General features: G+C 71.3%; 15 protein-coding genes. 14 read left to right on the top strand and 1 reads right to left on the bottom strand.

Annotated features, from left to right (window positions below; translation table 11 throughout):
* Positions 1 to 149 precede the first annotated feature (149 nt).
* A complete protein-coding gene (locus ACWGDX_RS38085; protein WP_453633229.1) occupies positions 150 to 1,088 on the bottom strand; it encodes an AfsR/SARP family transcriptional regulator in 939 nt (312 codons plus the stop codon).
* A gap of 394 nt (positions 1,089 to 1,482) precedes the next feature.
* Between ACWGDX_RS38085 and ACWGDX_RS38080 the strand changes: the two genes are divergently transcribed.
* From ACWGDX_RS38080 to ACWGDX_RS38015, 14 genes are all read left to right on the top strand, one after another.
* Positions 1,483 to 2,700 carry an aminotransferase class I/II-fold pyridoxal phosphate-dependent enzyme gene (locus ACWGDX_RS38080; protein WP_453633227.1) on the top strand — a complete coding sequence of 406 codons (1,218 nt, stop codon included), beginning with the start codon at positions 1,483 to 1,485 and terminating at the stop codon, positions 2,698 to 2,700.
* A gap of 109 nt (positions 2,701 to 2,809) precedes the next feature.
* Positions 2,810 to 4,060 carry a beta-ketoacyl-[acyl-carrier-protein] synthase family protein gene (locus ACWGDX_RS38075; protein ID WP_453633225.1) on the top strand — a complete coding sequence of 417 codons (1,251 nt, stop codon included), beginning with the start codon at positions 2,810 to 2,812 and terminating at the stop codon, positions 4,058 to 4,060.
* Positions 4,057 to 5,004 (top strand): MaoC/PaaZ C-terminal domain-containing protein, encoded by a 948-nt coding sequence (locus ACWGDX_RS38070; protein WP_453633223.1) that lies wholly within the window; start codon positions 4,057 to 4,059, stop codon positions 5,002 to 5,004. Before ACWGDX_RS38075 ends, ACWGDX_RS38070 begins: the two co-directional genes overlap by 4 nt.
* Positions 4,994 to 6,499, top strand: coding sequence for an AMP-binding protein (locus ACWGDX_RS38065; protein ID WP_453633221.1), 1,506 nt, complete (start codon positions 4,994 to 4,996; stop codon positions 6,497 to 6,499). Before ACWGDX_RS38070 ends, ACWGDX_RS38065 begins: the two co-directional genes overlap by 11 nt.
* A complete protein-coding gene (locus tag ACWGDX_RS38060) occupies positions 6,496 to 6,759 on the top strand; it encodes an acyl carrier protein (RefSeq protein ID WP_453633219.1) in 264 nt (87 codons plus the stop codon). The genes ACWGDX_RS38065 and ACWGDX_RS38060 overlap by 4 nt, the downstream gene beginning before the upstream one ends.
* A 2-nt stretch (positions 6,760 to 6,761) precedes the next feature.
* Positions 6,762 to 7,811, top strand: coding sequence for a hypothetical protein (locus tag ACWGDX_RS38055; RefSeq protein ID WP_453633217.1), 1,050 nt, complete (start codon positions 6,762 to 6,764; stop codon positions 7,809 to 7,811).
* Positions 7,804 to 8,628, top strand: coding sequence for a tryptophan synthase subunit alpha (gene trpA / locus ACWGDX_RS38050; RefSeq protein WP_453633215.1), 825 nt, complete (start codon positions 7,804 to 7,806; stop codon positions 8,626 to 8,628). The genes ACWGDX_RS38055 and trpA overlap by 8 nt, the downstream gene beginning before the upstream one ends.
* A 2-nt stretch (positions 8,629 to 8,630) precedes the next feature.
* Positions 8,631 to 9,005, top strand: coding sequence for an ectoine synthase (locus tag ACWGDX_RS38045; RefSeq protein ID WP_363085393.1), 375 nt, complete (start codon positions 8,631 to 8,633; stop codon positions 9,003 to 9,005).
* Between the two features lie 88 nt (positions 9,006 to 9,093).
* The gene (locus ACWGDX_RS38040) at positions 9,094 to 10,239 is read left to right on the top strand and encodes an acyl-CoA dehydrogenase family protein (protein WP_382853910.1); all 1,146 of its coding nucleotides are present in this window, start codon (positions 9,094 to 9,096) and stop codon (positions 10,237 to 10,239) included.
* Positions 10,236 to 10,982 (top strand): phosphoribosylanthranilate isomerase, encoded by a 747-nt coding sequence (locus ACWGDX_RS38035; protein WP_453633212.1) that lies wholly within the window; start codon positions 10,236 to 10,238, stop codon positions 10,980 to 10,982. Before ACWGDX_RS38040 ends, ACWGDX_RS38035 begins: the two co-directional genes overlap by 4 nt.
* On the top strand, positions 10,979 to 11,692 hold the full coding sequence (locus tag ACWGDX_RS38030) for an indole-3-glycerol-phosphate synthase (protein ID WP_453633210.1): 714 nt from the start codon (positions 10,979 to 10,981) through the stop codon (positions 11,690 to 11,692). Before ACWGDX_RS38035 ends, ACWGDX_RS38030 begins: the two co-directional genes overlap by 4 nt.
* A gap of 165 nt (positions 11,693 to 11,857) precedes the next feature.
* Entirely contained in the window at positions 11,858 to 12,844 is a 987-nt protein-coding gene (locus ACWGDX_RS38025) for an alpha/beta hydrolase (protein ID WP_453633208.1), read from the top strand.
* A 146-nt stretch (positions 12,845 to 12,990) separates the two neighbouring features.
* On the top strand, positions 12,991 to 13,941 hold the full coding sequence (gene metF, locus ACWGDX_RS38020) for a methylenetetrahydrofolate reductase [NAD(P)H] (RefSeq protein WP_453633206.1): 951 nt from the start codon (positions 12,991 to 12,993) through the stop codon (positions 13,939 to 13,941).
* A gap of 378 nt (positions 13,942 to 14,319) precedes the next feature.
* Positions 14,320 to 14,937, top strand: a complete 618-nt coding sequence (locus ACWGDX_RS38015) for an anthrone oxygenase family protein (RefSeq protein ID WP_453633205.1) — start codon at positions 14,320 to 14,322, stop codon at positions 14,935 to 14,937.
* Positions 14,938 to 15,020: the final 83 nt, after the last annotated feature.

Genomic DNA, 15,020 nt, shown 5'->3' with positions numbered 1-15,020 from the left:
GGGCCGGCGGGTGTGCCGCCCTTGGGGCAGCCGGCGGTCCGGCATGCCCCGCCCGGGGGGCAGCACACCGGGCCCCGCCCGGCCGGCGGGCGAAACCCGCGGCGGCCCGCCACCTCCCGGGCCGCCCGCGTATGTTCCCCCGCCGTCGGTTATGCCACACGCCGCGCCGGCGCGGACCGCGCCGGACGCACCGGATGTACCGGATGAGTGAGACAGCCGTCCGCCGTCAGCGAGCACGGCCGCGGCGCGGCCGGTCTCGGCGACGGCGCCTCGAACATACCCATCAGCAACGGGTCGAGCCGGGTGACGGCCTTGGGCTCCGGGGCCCGCCGCCGCTCCGGTGTACGGAGCAACTCCAGATACGCCGCCTCGCTCTCAGGCGCCGGATCTATCCCCAGCTCCTCCGCCAGAACCTCCCTGAGCTGCTGATACGTGCGCAGTGCCTCGGCGCGGTTGCCCGCCGTACGGTGCGCGGCCATCCGGCAGCGGTAGGCACTCTCCCGGAATGGAGCGCGGCGTACGGCTTCCTCGGCGTACCGCAGCGCGTGATGCTCGTCGCCGAGCGCGGACGAGGCCAGACTCGCGGTCTCCAGCGCGGACAGACGCAGCTCGTCGAGCCGCTCCCGCACGCTGTTGACCCACTCGCCCTCGTGGGCGGGAAGAAATGACCCGCGTAGATTCGACACAGCAGCGGACGCGAGCTGCTGCGCGACGGCGTAGGAGCCCGTCGCGTACGCCTCGGCCGCCTCGGTCAGCGCCGACTCGGCGCACTCGACGTCCACCGCCGCGTCGTCGGGCAGCCGCAGCAGATAGCGGCCTCCCTGGGCGACGAGCGGGGTGACACCGGGCTGCTGCCGGGGAAACGTGACGAAGGTACGGACCCGGCTGACGACACTGCGCAGGGCCGAGGCCCAGGTGTCGGGCAGGCCGTCGGGCCAGACGGTGTCCGCCAGTTGGTCGCGGCTGGTACCGCCGGACCGTTCGAGAATGAGCCGGGCGAACGCGACTTGGGCCTGAGCGCTGGACAGGTGCTGTGGAGGAACCCCTTCGGGTTCGATCGTGACGAGACCAGCAAGTCTGATGAGCAAGCTGTACTCCCCGGTGCGGTCGGCTGTCTGCCGGTTCCACCGGCGGCGGTTGCCGCCGGCGACATGGTCGGAATCTCGCCAGGGGGCCCGTCACGATGGTCCTCTTGTGAAGGAGATCGGGACAAGAGGTGCATGCCCCCTGCACAAGATTTGGACGATACCAATCGGCCTTCTCCCCGTGTCAACACTGGCTGGAGAACATTCCCCGGGAATTGGTCGGAGAGCAGGATTCCGCTTGTTGCGCCGTGTCGCGTTCTTGTTGCGTTGTCGGGTTTCCGCATTTCACGGTCGTGTTGCGCGCGGCTTGCGCGGCTGTCGTTGAATTGCGTCGCACTTTGAGTCCAAGGTTGAGCGGACTCCGGTAATTGTCCGAAACGTGGATGAGGAGACGCACGTGAACACGTCCGGAGGATGGGAACGTCTCGCGCCGAAACTGGACGCGACGCGTCGTCGTGTGCAGTCCCTCGAGTGGGAGCCCGCCCGCCGTAACAGCTTCGTGACGTACACGGTCGAGCGCGACTCCGCGTACGCCGACCTCGACGGCGAACGCCTCCTGATGATGTCGGGCTACAGCTATCTGGGCCTGGCGGGCGACGAGCGCGTGGTCGCGGCGGCCAAGGCCGCGGTGGATCTGTACGGCACCGGCAACCACGGGGTGCGGGCGCTGGCGGGCTCGATCCCGCTGCACGAGGAACTGGAGGCGGAGGTCGCCCGGTTCGCCGGCCGCCAGGAGGCGATGGTCTTCGGCTCCGGCTACGCCGCCAACGTCGGTACGGTCGGCGGTCTGGTCGGCGGCGGTGACACCGTCTTCATCGACAAGTACGACCACGCGAGCATCGTCGACGGCTGCCGGCTCAGCGGCGCCACCGTCACCCGCTTCCGGCACAACGACGTCGACCACCTCGACCGGCGGCTGGCCGCCGCGAGCCCCGACGGGATCAGGCTCGTCATCGTCGACAGCGTCTACTCCATGGACGGCGACATCGCCCCCCTGCCCGAGCTGCGCGCCGTCTGTGACGCGCACGACGCGCTGCTGATGGTCGACGAGGCCCACGCGCTCGGTGTCATCGGCGCCACCGGCAAGGGCATCGAGGAGCACTTCGACTACACGGCGAAGGTCGACATCAAGCTGGGCACCCTGTCCAAGGCCATCCCCTCGATGGGCGGCTGGGTGGCGGGTCCGAGCGAGCTGATCGGCCATCTCAAGTACGCGGCACGCCCGTTCCTCTTCTCCGCGGCCCTCGGCCCGGCCCAGTCCGCCGCGGCTCTGGAGTCGCTGCGCATCCTGGAGCGCGAGCCCGAGCGGGTCAGCCACATCCAGACGGAGTCCGCGCGGTTCCGCCGGATGCTGAACGAGGGCGGAATGCGCACCGGCGACAGCGAGACGGCGGTCGTCCCCGTCATCGCGGGCTCCGACGACGCGGCCTACGACTACGCCACCGCCTGCCGCGCGGCCGGTGTCATCGGACTGCCCGTGGTCACCCCCGCCGTCCCCAACGACCTGGCACGGCTGCGGATCGCCATCACCGCCCGGCACACCAAGGCGGACATCGACTTCGCCGCGGAGGCCTTCCTCAAGGCCGCCCACGAGTGCGGTCTGATCAAGGCCTGATCCGCCGGCCACGCGTTCGCGCCCGCCCACCCATCACACGCACCCCGCGCGCCGGCGCCAGTCGGCCGCTGTCCGCCGTCCGCCGTCCGCACGGGATTCGGGATACGCGATGTCAACCTCACCGAGGCACGCACAGCTCAAGACGCCTGTCGCGATCACCGGCATGGGCGTCGTCACACCGGCCGGCTGCACCCCCGACGATCTGTGGACCACACTGCGCGCGGGCCGGTCCACGGCCGCCACCCTCACCCATCTCGATCTGGAACGGCACCGGGTACGGATCGGCTGCCGGGTCCGCGGACTCGACGAGACCGGGCTGGTGTCCGCCAAGGACGCCCGCAGGATGGACCCGTTCGCGCTGTACGGGACGACCGCGGCCCTCGCCGCCCACCGGGACGCGGGCGCCCCCGCCGTCGACCCGGACCGTACCGCGATCGTCGTCGGCAACGCCGTCGGCGGCCGGGCCACCAGCGACGCGGAGTCGAAGAACTTCACCGAGTCGGGACCGCACCGGGTCAATCCGCTGATGCCGCTGATGACGATGCCCAACGCGGCGGCGGCCCAGATCGCGATGCGGCTCGGCTGGCAGGGGCCCGCCCTGACCATCGCCACCACCTGCGCCAGCGGGGCCGACGCCATCGGCCACGCGGTGATGCTGCTCCAGACCTACCGGGCCGATGTGGTGCTGGCCGGGGGGTGCGAGTCGACACTGACGCCGGTCACCCTCGCGGGGTTCGGCAACCTCAACGCCGTATCGCTGCGCAACGACGAACCGGAGCGCGCGTCCAGGCCGTTCGACGCCGACCGGGACGGCTTCGTGATGGGCGAGGGCGCCGGCTTCGTCGTACTGGAACGACTCGACGACGCGAAGGCGCGCGGCACACGCGCCTACGCGACCGTCGCCGGCTACGCCTCCACCGCCGACGCCTTCCATCTCTCGATGCCGCTGCCGGACGGCGGCGCCGCGATCGGGGCCATGGCGGGAGCCATCGCCGACGCGGGCCTGACCCCCTCCGACATCGTGCACATCAACGCGCACGGCACCTCGACCCCGTTCAACGACCGTGCCGAAGCGACCGCGCTGGCCAAGGTGTTCGGCCCCGACGGGCCGCCGGTCACCGCGAACAAGAGCGTCATCGGCCATCTCATCGGGGCCGCCGGCGCCGTCGAACTGATCGCCACCGTGCAGGCGATGCGCCAGTGCGAGGTCCCACCCACCGCCAACCACGAACGGCTGGAGCCAGGCATGGAAATCGACGTGGTCCACGGCGCGCCGCGCGCCGTCGCATCCGGTCCCGCGCTGTCCAACTCCTTCGGTTTCGGCGGCCACAACTCCACCCTGGTGGTGGCGCCGGTATGACGACCTCCTCCGCACCCGCCGGCGCCTCCGGCGGCACTGCCGCCGACATCCCCGCCCCGGTCGCGACCCGTACCGTCACCGCCGAGGAGATCGCCGCCTACCGTGGCGCGGTCCGTGCCGAGCTGCCCGTCGCCAAGGACGAACTGGCCTCGCCCGTCCACGCGTTCGTCCTCGCCCACACCGTGGCCGAGCGGACCGTGGCCGCGCTGACCGCCGACGAGCCGGGACCCGTCTCGGTCGTCCATCTCTCCCAGGACATCCGCGGCCACCGGCTCGTACGCCCCGGTGAGCGGGTCACCGTACGGCTGGAGGTGCTCGGCGCCCGGCGCGAGGCGCGCGGGACACGGGTCGCCCTGCGCTCCCGGCTCACCGGGGACGGCGCGGGCGGCCCGGACGGCGCCGCGGACACGGCACCGTTCGCCGAGCTGATCACCAGCGCCCTGCTGGTCGGCGCCACCGCGCTCGAACCCTTCGGGGACATCACCGCCGGAGCCGCCGCACCCGCGCCCGCCGGGGCCGGTGAGCCCGCCACCGTCGTCCATGAGCCGACCGTGGAGTGGATCCGCCGCTACGCCCACGCCTCCGGTGACGAGAACCCGATCCATCTCGACGAGCAGGCGGCGCGCGCGGCCGGATTCGACTCCGTCATCGCCCATGGCATGAGCGTGGTGGCGCTGGCCGTCGAGGAGATCACCGACCGGTACGCCGACGGCGACGCCGCGCGCGTACTCGGCATCGGCGGGCGCTTCTCCGCGCCCGTCGCGCCCGGTGAGCCGCTCCGCTTCGACCTCCAGCCCGACGCCGCGGGACGGGTGGTGCGCTTCACCTGCCGTACCCCGGCGGGCCCCGCCGTCAAGAGCGGCTGGGTCGAACTGGCACAAGCACCCGCACAGGACCCGGAGAGCCACGACACGGACAGGGACGGAGGCGGCGATGACGACTGACGGATTCGGCCTGGTGGGGGGATTCCTCTCGCAGGTCCGTGAGCGGCCCGATGCCACCGCCCTGCTGTGGAACGGCGAGGAGGTCAGCTACCGCGGGCTCTACGAGCGGGCGGGACGCGAACGGGACCGGCTGGCCCAGCTCGGTCTGGCCCCCGGCGAGCCCGTGGGCGTCCTGGCCACCAAGTCGCCCGCGGCCATCGCCCTGGTGCTGGCCTGTCTGCTGGCACGGCGCCCCTTCCTGCTGCCCTCGCCCGCGCTCGCGCCCTCCCTGCTCGCCGATCTCTTCGCGCAGGCGGGCTGCCGCCAGGTCATCACCCCCGACGGCACGGACGCGGACGTGGTGCCCAACCCCGAGGTCACCCCGCAGCCGCTGGCGCCGCGCGAGGCCGCCGAGGTGTCGTTCATGCTGACCACCTCCGGTTCCACCAGCCTGCCCAAGATCGTCCCGCTGGGCCGGGAAGCCGTGAACCGGTTCGTCGCCTGGGCCGGCCCCGCCTTCTCGATCGGCCCCGGCAGCACGGTGCTCAACTACGCGCCGCTCAACTTCGATCTCTGTCTGCTGGATGTCTGGACGACGCTGGCGCACGGCGGCCGGGTCGTCCTGGTCGACCCCGGACTCGCCGCCCGCGGCGGGCACCTGCTCGACCTGCTCGAACGCCATGACGTACAGGTCGTCCAGGCGGTGCCGATGTTCTACGGGCTGCTGCTCGACGCGGCCCAGCGGCGCGGGGCGACCCTGCCCGGGGTCGAGCATGTGATGTTCAGCGGCGATGTCATCCCCGACCGCACCTTCGCCGCGCTGCCCGAGCTCTTCCCCAAGGCGCGCATCCACAACATCTACGGCTGCACCGAGACCAACGACAGCTTCATCCACGAGGTCGACACCAGCACCACGGCCTTCCCGCCGGTGCCGATCGGCGTCCCGCTGCCGGGGGTCGAGGCACTGATCCTCGACGAGCGGGGCGAGACGGTCGAAGGCCCCGGCTCGGGCGAGCTGTACGTGTCCACGCCCTTCCAGGCGGCCGGCTATCTCGACCGGACCCGCCACGCCGACAAGTTCACCGGCCATCCGCTGGGACTCGACGACCGGCGCTGGTTCCGCACCGGCGACCTGGTACGGCGCGACGGCGACGGCCGGCTCCATCTGACCGGGCGCAGCGACCACCAGGTCAAGGTCCGCGGTGTCGCCGTGAACACGGCGGAGGTCGAACGGGTGCTGCTCGACCACCCCGCGGTACTCGAAGCGGGCGTGGCCGCCCTGCCGGACCCGATCGAGGGCCGCAGGCTCGTCGCCGCCGTCCAGGCGGCGCCCGGCAGCGGTCTGAGCACCCTGACGCTCCGTCAGCACTGTGCCAGGAGCCTGCCCAGGGCGGCGGTCCCCTCGAAGCTCCAGATCGTCGCGGAACCGCTGCCGAAGACCGCCACAGGAAAGGTCGACCGCAAGGCGCTCGACCGTCTCCACGAGTTGTCAACAGCCAAAGGAAGGACGTCATGAGCCACGTCGGCACCATCAAGCAGTTCGTCATCGAGGAGTTCCTGCCGGATGTCACGGCCGAGGAGCTGGCTGACGACCACGACCTGCTCTCGGACGGGGTCATCGACAGCCTCGGTGTGCTGAAGCTGATCGCGTGGGTGGAGGACCGCTTCGAGGTGGCGATCGGCGACGCCGACCTCGACCCCAACAATTTCCGCAGTGTCGCGGCGATCGACGCGTTCATCGCCGGTGCGCGCCGTACCGAGGTGGCAGGTAGCTAGCGGTGCATGACGCACTCATCGGCCTGCTGGAGCGGCGGGCGCCGGTCGGGCGCGAGACCTGGCGGTCGTTCTGGGACCAGCTCGGCGACGGCGGCCTCGACAGAGCGCAGGCCCTCGCCCTGCTGGTCTCCCTGACGACCGCGCTGCCCGGCCCCGGCACACTGCGCGGGCTGCTCGACTCGCTCGCCGAACGGCGGCCCGCCGAACCGGCGGGCCGCTGGGCGGGCACGGTCAATGTGGTCGGCACCGGCGGGGGACCGAAGACCTTCAACATCTCCACCGCGTCGGCGTTCGTCGCCGCCGCGGCCGGGGTGCGGGTCGTCAAGACCGGCTCCCGCGCGTACTCCAGCTCGCTCGGCTCCGTCGATCTGCTGGAACGGCTCGGCGTCCGGCTGACCTCCTCGTACGACCAGACCGCCGAGACACTGGACCGGTTCGGGATCGCCTTCGCGGGCCCGTTCGTCTATCCGGTCCAGCTCACCCGGCTGGCCAGGACCATCGCGCCGACGAGCATGAAGCCCTTCGGCCGGTTCCTGAACGCCCTCGGGCCCTTCCTCGCGGATCTGCCCGTCACCGCGCAGATCACCGGCGTCTCGGCGAGCGCGCCGCTGGACGGACTGCGCGCCCTCGCCACCACCGTCAGCGGCCGCACCCTGTGGCTGACCACCAACGACCGCGGCGCCGACGAACTCCTCGGCTTCGCCGACAACACGATTTACACCAACGACGGCCGGGAGCTGCGCTTCCCGGCGGGCGAACTGGTGCCGGCCGGCGGCGGCTTCGACGATCTGCTGCCGGTCACGGACCCCGCCGACGCGCCCGCCCACTTCCTGTCCGTTCTCGCCGGCACCGCCGGTGAGGTGGCCACCCGTACGGTCTGCCTCAACGCCGCGGCACTGTCCGTCGCGAGCGGCCACACCCCCGACTGGACCAAGGCCGTCGCCGTCGCGGAGGACGCCGTACGGAGCGGAGCCGCCCGCGATCTCGCCGAGCGGATCAGGGCGGCGGCGCGCGGTACGGCCGCCAGGACCGGGGCGGCGAGCCATGGCTGAGTTCTTCCCGCGGACCGTGCCCGGCGAGGGACCGGGACTGGCGCTCTTCCTCAACGCCGGGGACCCGCCGCTCGATGTCCTCGCCGATCTGGTCCTCATGCTCGACGAGGAGGGCGTGGACTGTCTCGAACTGGCCGTGCCCTTCCCGGACTCGGTCACCGACGGACCGGTGATCCGCCGCTCGGCCAACCGCGCGCTCGATCTGGGCGTCGGCCTCGACGAGGTGCTCGCCTTCATCGCCGAGGTACGGCCCCGGCTGCGCCGGCTGCGGATCGCGCTGCTCGCCGACTGGAGCCACTCGCTCAAGCACCGGGACCCGGAGCGCACCCTGCGTACCGTCGCGGACTCCGGCGCCGACGGCCTGCTCGTCCACGCGCTGCCGCCCCGGCTGCGCACCGCCCACTACACGGCGGCCCGCGAGGCCGGACTGCCCGTGGTCACCACCTGCTACCAGCAGAGCCCGCCCGCGACCATGGCCGAGGCCGCGGCCGAGGCGAGCGCGTATCTCTATCTCGTCGCCCACTACGGACGCAGCGGCACCGCCCCGGCCGCCGGCCACGCCGCACTGGCCGCCACGGTCACCGCGCTCCGGGCGCACACAGCGTCCCCGATAGCCATCGGCTTCGGGGTCAGGACCAGACAGGACGTGGAGAACGTCGGAGCCTGCGGAGCCGATGCCGTAATCATCGGCTCCGCAGGAGTCGCCCGGATCGAGCAGTCGCTCGACCAAGGGGGCGACGTCATCGACGGCTTCCGCACCTTCGTCAGGTCCGTATCGCCCAACCGTTCCATCACACCTGAGAGAACAGGGAGCTGAACATGTTCATCCGCGAACTGGAGAACGTGAAGACGGTCGAGTGGGGCAACGGCCTGAGCCGGCGCTTCATCGTGGCCGCCGACGGCCTCGACTACAGCATCACCGACACTACCGTGCGCGCGGGCACCAAGTCCCGTCTGGAGTACCGCAATCACATCGAATCCTGCTACTGCATCGAGGGTTCCGGTGAGGTGATCGAGCTGGACGGCACCTCGCACCCGATCACGCCCGGTGTTCTCTACTCGCTCAACGAGAACGACGCCCACTACCTCGTGGCCAGCCCGCACGAGGACCTGCGTCTGGTGTGCGTCTTCTCCCCGGCGCTCCAGGGCGACGAGGTGCACCAGCTCGACGAGCACGTCTCCTCCGCCTACTGATCCGCGCACACCCCGTACACCCAGGCACATCAAGCACACTCCGCACATACCGCTCGCCCGCCACTGATCCGTAACGGAAAGGCTCGCCGTGATCCGCTGGAACGCCGACCAGGCCGAACTGCGCGAAGGTCTGGCCCGGTGGGGTGAGGCGCTCAGCGCCGGCCACATAGAACAGGACGAACAGGCCACGTTCTCCTGGGACAAGTGGAAACTGATCCGGGAGACCGGCATTCTCGCGCTGCCCTTCGACGAGCGGTGGGGAGGCCTCGGCCAGTCCCTGCTCACCACCATGTATCTCCTCGAAGGGCTGGGCGAGCACTGCCGTGACTCGGGGCTGAGCTTCTCGGTCACCACCACCATGGCCAGTACCGGCGTACCGGTGGACAAGTTCGGCACGGACGAGCAGAAGGAGCGGTATCTCACCCGGATCTGCTCCGGAGAACTGATCGGCGCCCACGCCATCACCGAGGCGGAGGGCGGCTCGGACGCCATGGCGATGACCACACGGGCGGTGCGGGACGGCGACCAGTTCGTCCTGAACGGCTCCAAGATCTTCGTCAGCAACGGCCCCGTCGCCGATGTGTTCGTCGTCTACGCGCGTACGCATCCGGACGGCGGAGCACTCGGGGTCACCGCGTTCCTCGTGGACCGGGACACCCCGGGACTCACGATCGGCAAGCCGACCAAGAAGATGGGACTGCGGACCTCGCCGCTCAGCGAGCTGTTCTTCGACGAGTGCCGTATCCCCAGGACCCAGGTGCTCGGCCGGGTCGGCGGAGGGTTCATCGTGCTCGACCACGTCATGAAGCGGGAGATCCTCTTCTCCTTCATCGTCAATGTCGGGGAGATGCAGCACCGGCTCGACCGCTGCCTCGACTACGCGAAGACCCGACGTTCCTTCGGCAAGACGATCGGCTCGTACCAGTCCGTCGCCAACAAGATCGTCGATACGAAGATCCGGCTGGAGACGGCAAGGAAGTGGCTGTACGACACCGGTGAACGGCTCGCGGCCGGCGAGAACGTCACCACGGATCTGGCCATCGCCAAACTGGTCACGAGCGAGAGCAATCTGGCGACGAGTCTGATCGCCGTGCAGATCTTCGGCGGACACGGCTACATGACCGAGTACGGTCTGGAGAAGGACGTGCGCAACGCCGTGGCCGGCACGATCTACTCCGGCACCACGGAGATCCAGTACAACCGCATCGCCTCGATGCTGGGCCTGGGCAAATGACCCGGGACCCCGGCTCCAGGCTCCCGGCGGGACACTCGGCCGCACCCGAGACCCGCCGGGTTCTGAAAGTCTGCGGGGCCACCTCCCCCGACGACATCACCACGCTGGCGGCCGCGGGAGCGGACTGCGTCGGCGTGTGGCACGGCGTACCGGGCGGCCATGCCGAACTGCCCGAGGAGCGACTCACCGAACTCGTCACGGCGGCCCACGCCACCGGCCGGCTCGAACCGGTCCTCGTCACCTTCCTCAGTGATCCCCAAGCCCTTGCCGGCCTGGCGCGCCGTACCGGACTGCGCTGGCTGCAACTCCACGCGTACCAACCGCCCCCCGTCGTCGCGGCGCTGCGCGCCGCCCTGCCCGACGCGGTTCTCGTCAAGGTCCTCCACCTGCGCGGCGGAAGCTGTGTCGAACGCCCACTGATCGGCGCGTACGAACGGGCGGGCACCGACCTCTTCCTGCTCGACACGGCCACCGAGGACGGCCGTATCGGCAGCACAGGACACCGGCTGTCGGAGCGGGACGTACTGGCGCTGCTGCCCCGGCTCACCCGCCCCTTCCTGCTCGCGGGCGGGATCACCCCGCACAACCGCCCCGACTACGACGGCGTCGCCGCGCATCCCGGGTTCCGCGGTGTCGATGTGGACACCGGCGCCCGTGACGCCGAGGGACGCTTCTCGGCGCCCGCCGTCACCGCCCTGGCCCGCGCCTGGCGGACCGCCATGTCCCTTGAGGAGTCCCGATGACTGCCCGTTTCCTGGAAGCCCTGCTGGCCGCGGACCGCCCCCTGGTCATGGAGGTCAAGCGGCGTGACGCGCACGGCTACGACCTCCTCGGCGGACGGACCCCGGTCGCGATCGTCGAGTCGTACGAGGCCGCGGGCGCCCCGTGCATCTCGGTGGTGACCGGACGCTGGTTCGGCGGGACCCCCGCGCTGCTGCGCGATGTCGCCGCGCTCACCGATCTGCCGCTGCTCCAGAAGGACTTCATCACCCGCAGGGACCAGCTCAAGACCGCGGTGGAGCTGGGCGCCTCGGCGGTGCTGCTCACGGCCGCGCTGCTGCCCAGGTCCAGTATGCGCACCCTCATCACCGCCGCGCTCACCACCGGTCTCACCCCCTTCGTCGAGGTGACGGAGGAGTCCGAACTCGACGGACTGCCGCACACCGACGAGTGTGTGATCGCCGTCAACAACAAGGACATCAAGGTCAAGGAGAGCGACCGGGGCGATCTCGACCGCAGCCTCGCCCTGCTGCCCGCGCTCCAGGCCGCCGGTACGCCGTGTCCGGTCAGCGCCAGCGCCATCGACAGCCCGCTCGCCGCCGCCAGACTGCTCGACGCGGGCTTCGGCGGGCTGCTGGTCGGTACGTCGCTGCTGCGCACCGCGAACGCGAGCGCCTGGCTCGACGAACTGGACAGCGCCAGGAACCACACCGTGGCCGCCCGCAAGGGCTGACCGCGCCAGGTCGGCGGACCGGTACGGGCCCGCCCCCGGGGCGTACGCCCCGCCCCCCGGACCGTACGCCCCGCCCCCGGCCGCCCGGACCGCTCCCGCCCCGGCCCCTCACACCCCGTTCGTGAACCACTCCTGTCACACGCTCCCCCAGGAGAGCCGCCCGCCATGACCGCACCCGCCGCACCCGCCGCACCCGCCGTCCCCACGGAACCGGCCGCACCCGCCGTCCCCGCAGAACCCGCCGTATCCGTCGTGCCCGTGGAGCCGGCCGCGGGCACCGGAGCGCCGACGGCCGTACGCGCCGTGATCCTCGACGCCGACGGCGTGGAGGTGTCGGGTCTGCTCGCCGAGCCCGAGGGCGCCGCACCCCGTGCCGTGGTCGTCGCCATCCACGGCCGGGGCATGTGCGCCGACTACTTCAACGGGCTGACCGACCCGGCCGACTCGCTGCTCACGCTCGGCGCGCGGCTGGGCTACTCCGTACTGGCGCTCGACCGCCCCGGCTACGGCGCCTCCCTACGGCAGCTCCCGGAGGGCCAGCCCCTCGGGGAGCAGGCGACGACCCTGCACGCGGCGCTCGGCGACTTCGCCAGGAAGCACAGGACCGGGGCCGGTTTCTTCGTGGTCGGCCACTCCGACGGCGGCAAGGTCAGTCTGCACATGGCGGCGCAGGACGCGGGCAGCGCGCTGATCGGCCTCGACATCAACGGCTGCGGCTGGCGCTACGCCCGCGAGGCCCGGCACTTCCCCGACACCCTCGGCGGTGGCGCCTCCCGGCTCAACTGGGGTCCCCTGAACCTCTACGCGCCCGGTACGTTCCGCGCGAGCCGCTCCCTGCTGCGGCCGGTACCGAGGCGGGAGGAGATCCAGACGGCGGTGTGGCCCGTCCAGTTCCCGAGGCTGGCCGGCCGTATCACCAACCCGCTCCGGCTGACCTTCGCCGAGCACGAGCTGTGGTGGGAGCTGGACGACGCCTCGCTGGCCTCGATGACCGGCCGGCTGACGGCCGCGTCCCCCGTCACGGTGGAGCGGCTGCCCGCCGCCGGGCACAACATCAGCATCGGCCGCGCGGCCCGCACCTACCATCTGCGGGCACTGGCGTTCCTGGAGGAGTGTCTGCTGCTCGGCCGGGGCGGCGCGGCGCGCGTCTGAACTCCCTTCCCCGCACGCCCTGTTGCCGGGCACTGCCGTACCCGTGGTCAGTCCGTGGTCTTCCCCGGGTGCGCGCGGCCCATCGCGGCTAGTGTGTGCGGACCGTATCCACCCACACACCGAGCGACCGAGGAAGGACTCCCGCCATGGCGGCACAGAACCCGGAACGTCCGCAGCACCCGAGGCCGGGCCGCCCCCTGCCGGCCGACGGAGGGCGCTCGTACTCCTTCGAGTTCTTCCCGCCGAAGACCGAGGCGGGCGAGCGCACGCTCTGGAACGCGATCCGCCGGATCGAGGCGCTCGGGCCCTCCTTCGTCTCGGTGACCTACGGGGCGGGGGGCTCCTCCCGCGACCGTACGATCGAGGTCACCAAGCGTATCGCCGCCGAGACCACCCTGCGCCCGGTCGCCCATCTCACCGCCGTCGGCCACTCGGTGGCCGAACTGCGCCACATCATCGGACAGTACGCCGACGCCGGCATCCGGGACGTACTCGCCCTGCGCGGCGACCCGCCGGGGGATCCGCGCGGCGAGTGGTCCCGCCATCCCGAGGGCTTCGCCCAGGCGAGCGAACTGGTCTCCCTCATCCGCGAGCTGGGCGACTTCACCGTCGGAGTGGCGGCCTTCCCCGAACGCCATCCGCGCTCGGCCGACTGGGAGAGCGACATCCGCCACTTCGTGGCCAAGTGCCGGGCGGGCGCCGACTACGCCATCACCCAGATGTTCTTCCATGTGGAGGACTATCTCCGGCTCCGTGACCGGCTCGGGGCCGCCGGATGCGCGACGCCGATCATCCCGGAGATCATGCCGGCCACCGATGTACGGCAGATCCGCCGGTTCGCGGAACTCAGCGACGCCCGCTTCCCCGACGATCTCGCCGCACGGCTCGAAGCCGCCCGCGACCAGCCCGGCGAGGGCCACCGGATCGGTGTCGAGTACGCGACGGCCATGGCCGAGCGGCTGCTCGCGGAAGGCGCCCCCGGTCTGCACTACATCACCCTGAACCGCTCCACGGCCACGATGGAGATCCACCAGAATCTGGGCCTCGGCACGGGGGCGCGGAACGCTCCCGTACCCGTCGCGGTACCCGCCGCGTAGGGCCTGTCCGGCCGGACAGGACCCGGGACTGCGGACCCGGGCCGCTGGAGCCCCGGTCGAGGATGGCTCCAGCGGGTCTGGCGGGCCGCCACCCGCCCTGCCATGATCTTCGGGCCGGTCAACTCCGGCTTGGACGCAGAGATATGAACCTGAGCTTCGTGGCTATGTACCGTCTCACCGCACTGGACTTGACTGGTCTCATGACGCAGATCATGAGAATTGCCCAGGGAACCGGACCAAAGGCCGCGTGGACACTCTGAGATCAGCGGACAGACCCATCGCCGTGTCACATGTCGGCGGCGGCGTCGAGGACGACACCGTGGCGGCCGCCGGATCACCTCGCATCGGACGGCTTCGACCACCAGACAAGGACATCCCATGAGCTACAACGCGCCCGGTACCCCCAACCCCTACGCCGCCTACCCGCCGCAGGCCCCCGCCCCGGCGCCCGCGCCCCAGAGCAAGGCGGTCGGGCCCCTGCTGATGATCGCCACCATCATGATGGGGCTCATGGCGGGTCTCTTCTTCGCGTACGACATCTCCGTCATGCCCGGTCTGGCCAAGACGGACGACCGTACGTATGTCGACGCGATGCAGAACTTCAACGCGCTGATCGACGGCAACGGCCTGTTCGGCATGGCCTTCATCGGGGCCCTGCTGGCCGCCGCCGTCGCCGCGTTCCTGGAGTTCCGCCGGGGCCGGCGGGGAACCGCGTTGTGGATCGGGGCCGCGGCCGCGCTCTATCTGGTGGCCCTGATGATCACGTTCAGCGTCAACATCCCGCTCAACAACGAGCTGGCCGCGGCCGGTGACCCGGCCAAGATCACGGACTTCTCGATCGTGGACAAGTTCAAGGGCACCTGGGAGACGAGCAATATCGTCCGGACCCTGGTGTGCACGGCGGCGCTGGGCTTCCTCGCCCGTGCGCTGGTGCTGCACGGCCGGAGCAGCGGCTCCGCCGCCGGTGTTCCCGCGATGCGCCCCTACGGCGTCTGAACGGTCTTCTCCCGGCGTCCGAACGCCGCGCCGGGCGAGTGAAGGCGTGTGAAGGAGGGGGCGACGGGCCCGGAGCCCGTCGC

Source organism: Streptomyces sp. NPDC055025, assembly GCF_053608565.1.
This window is presented reverse-complemented; position numbering and strand designations above follow the sequence as displayed.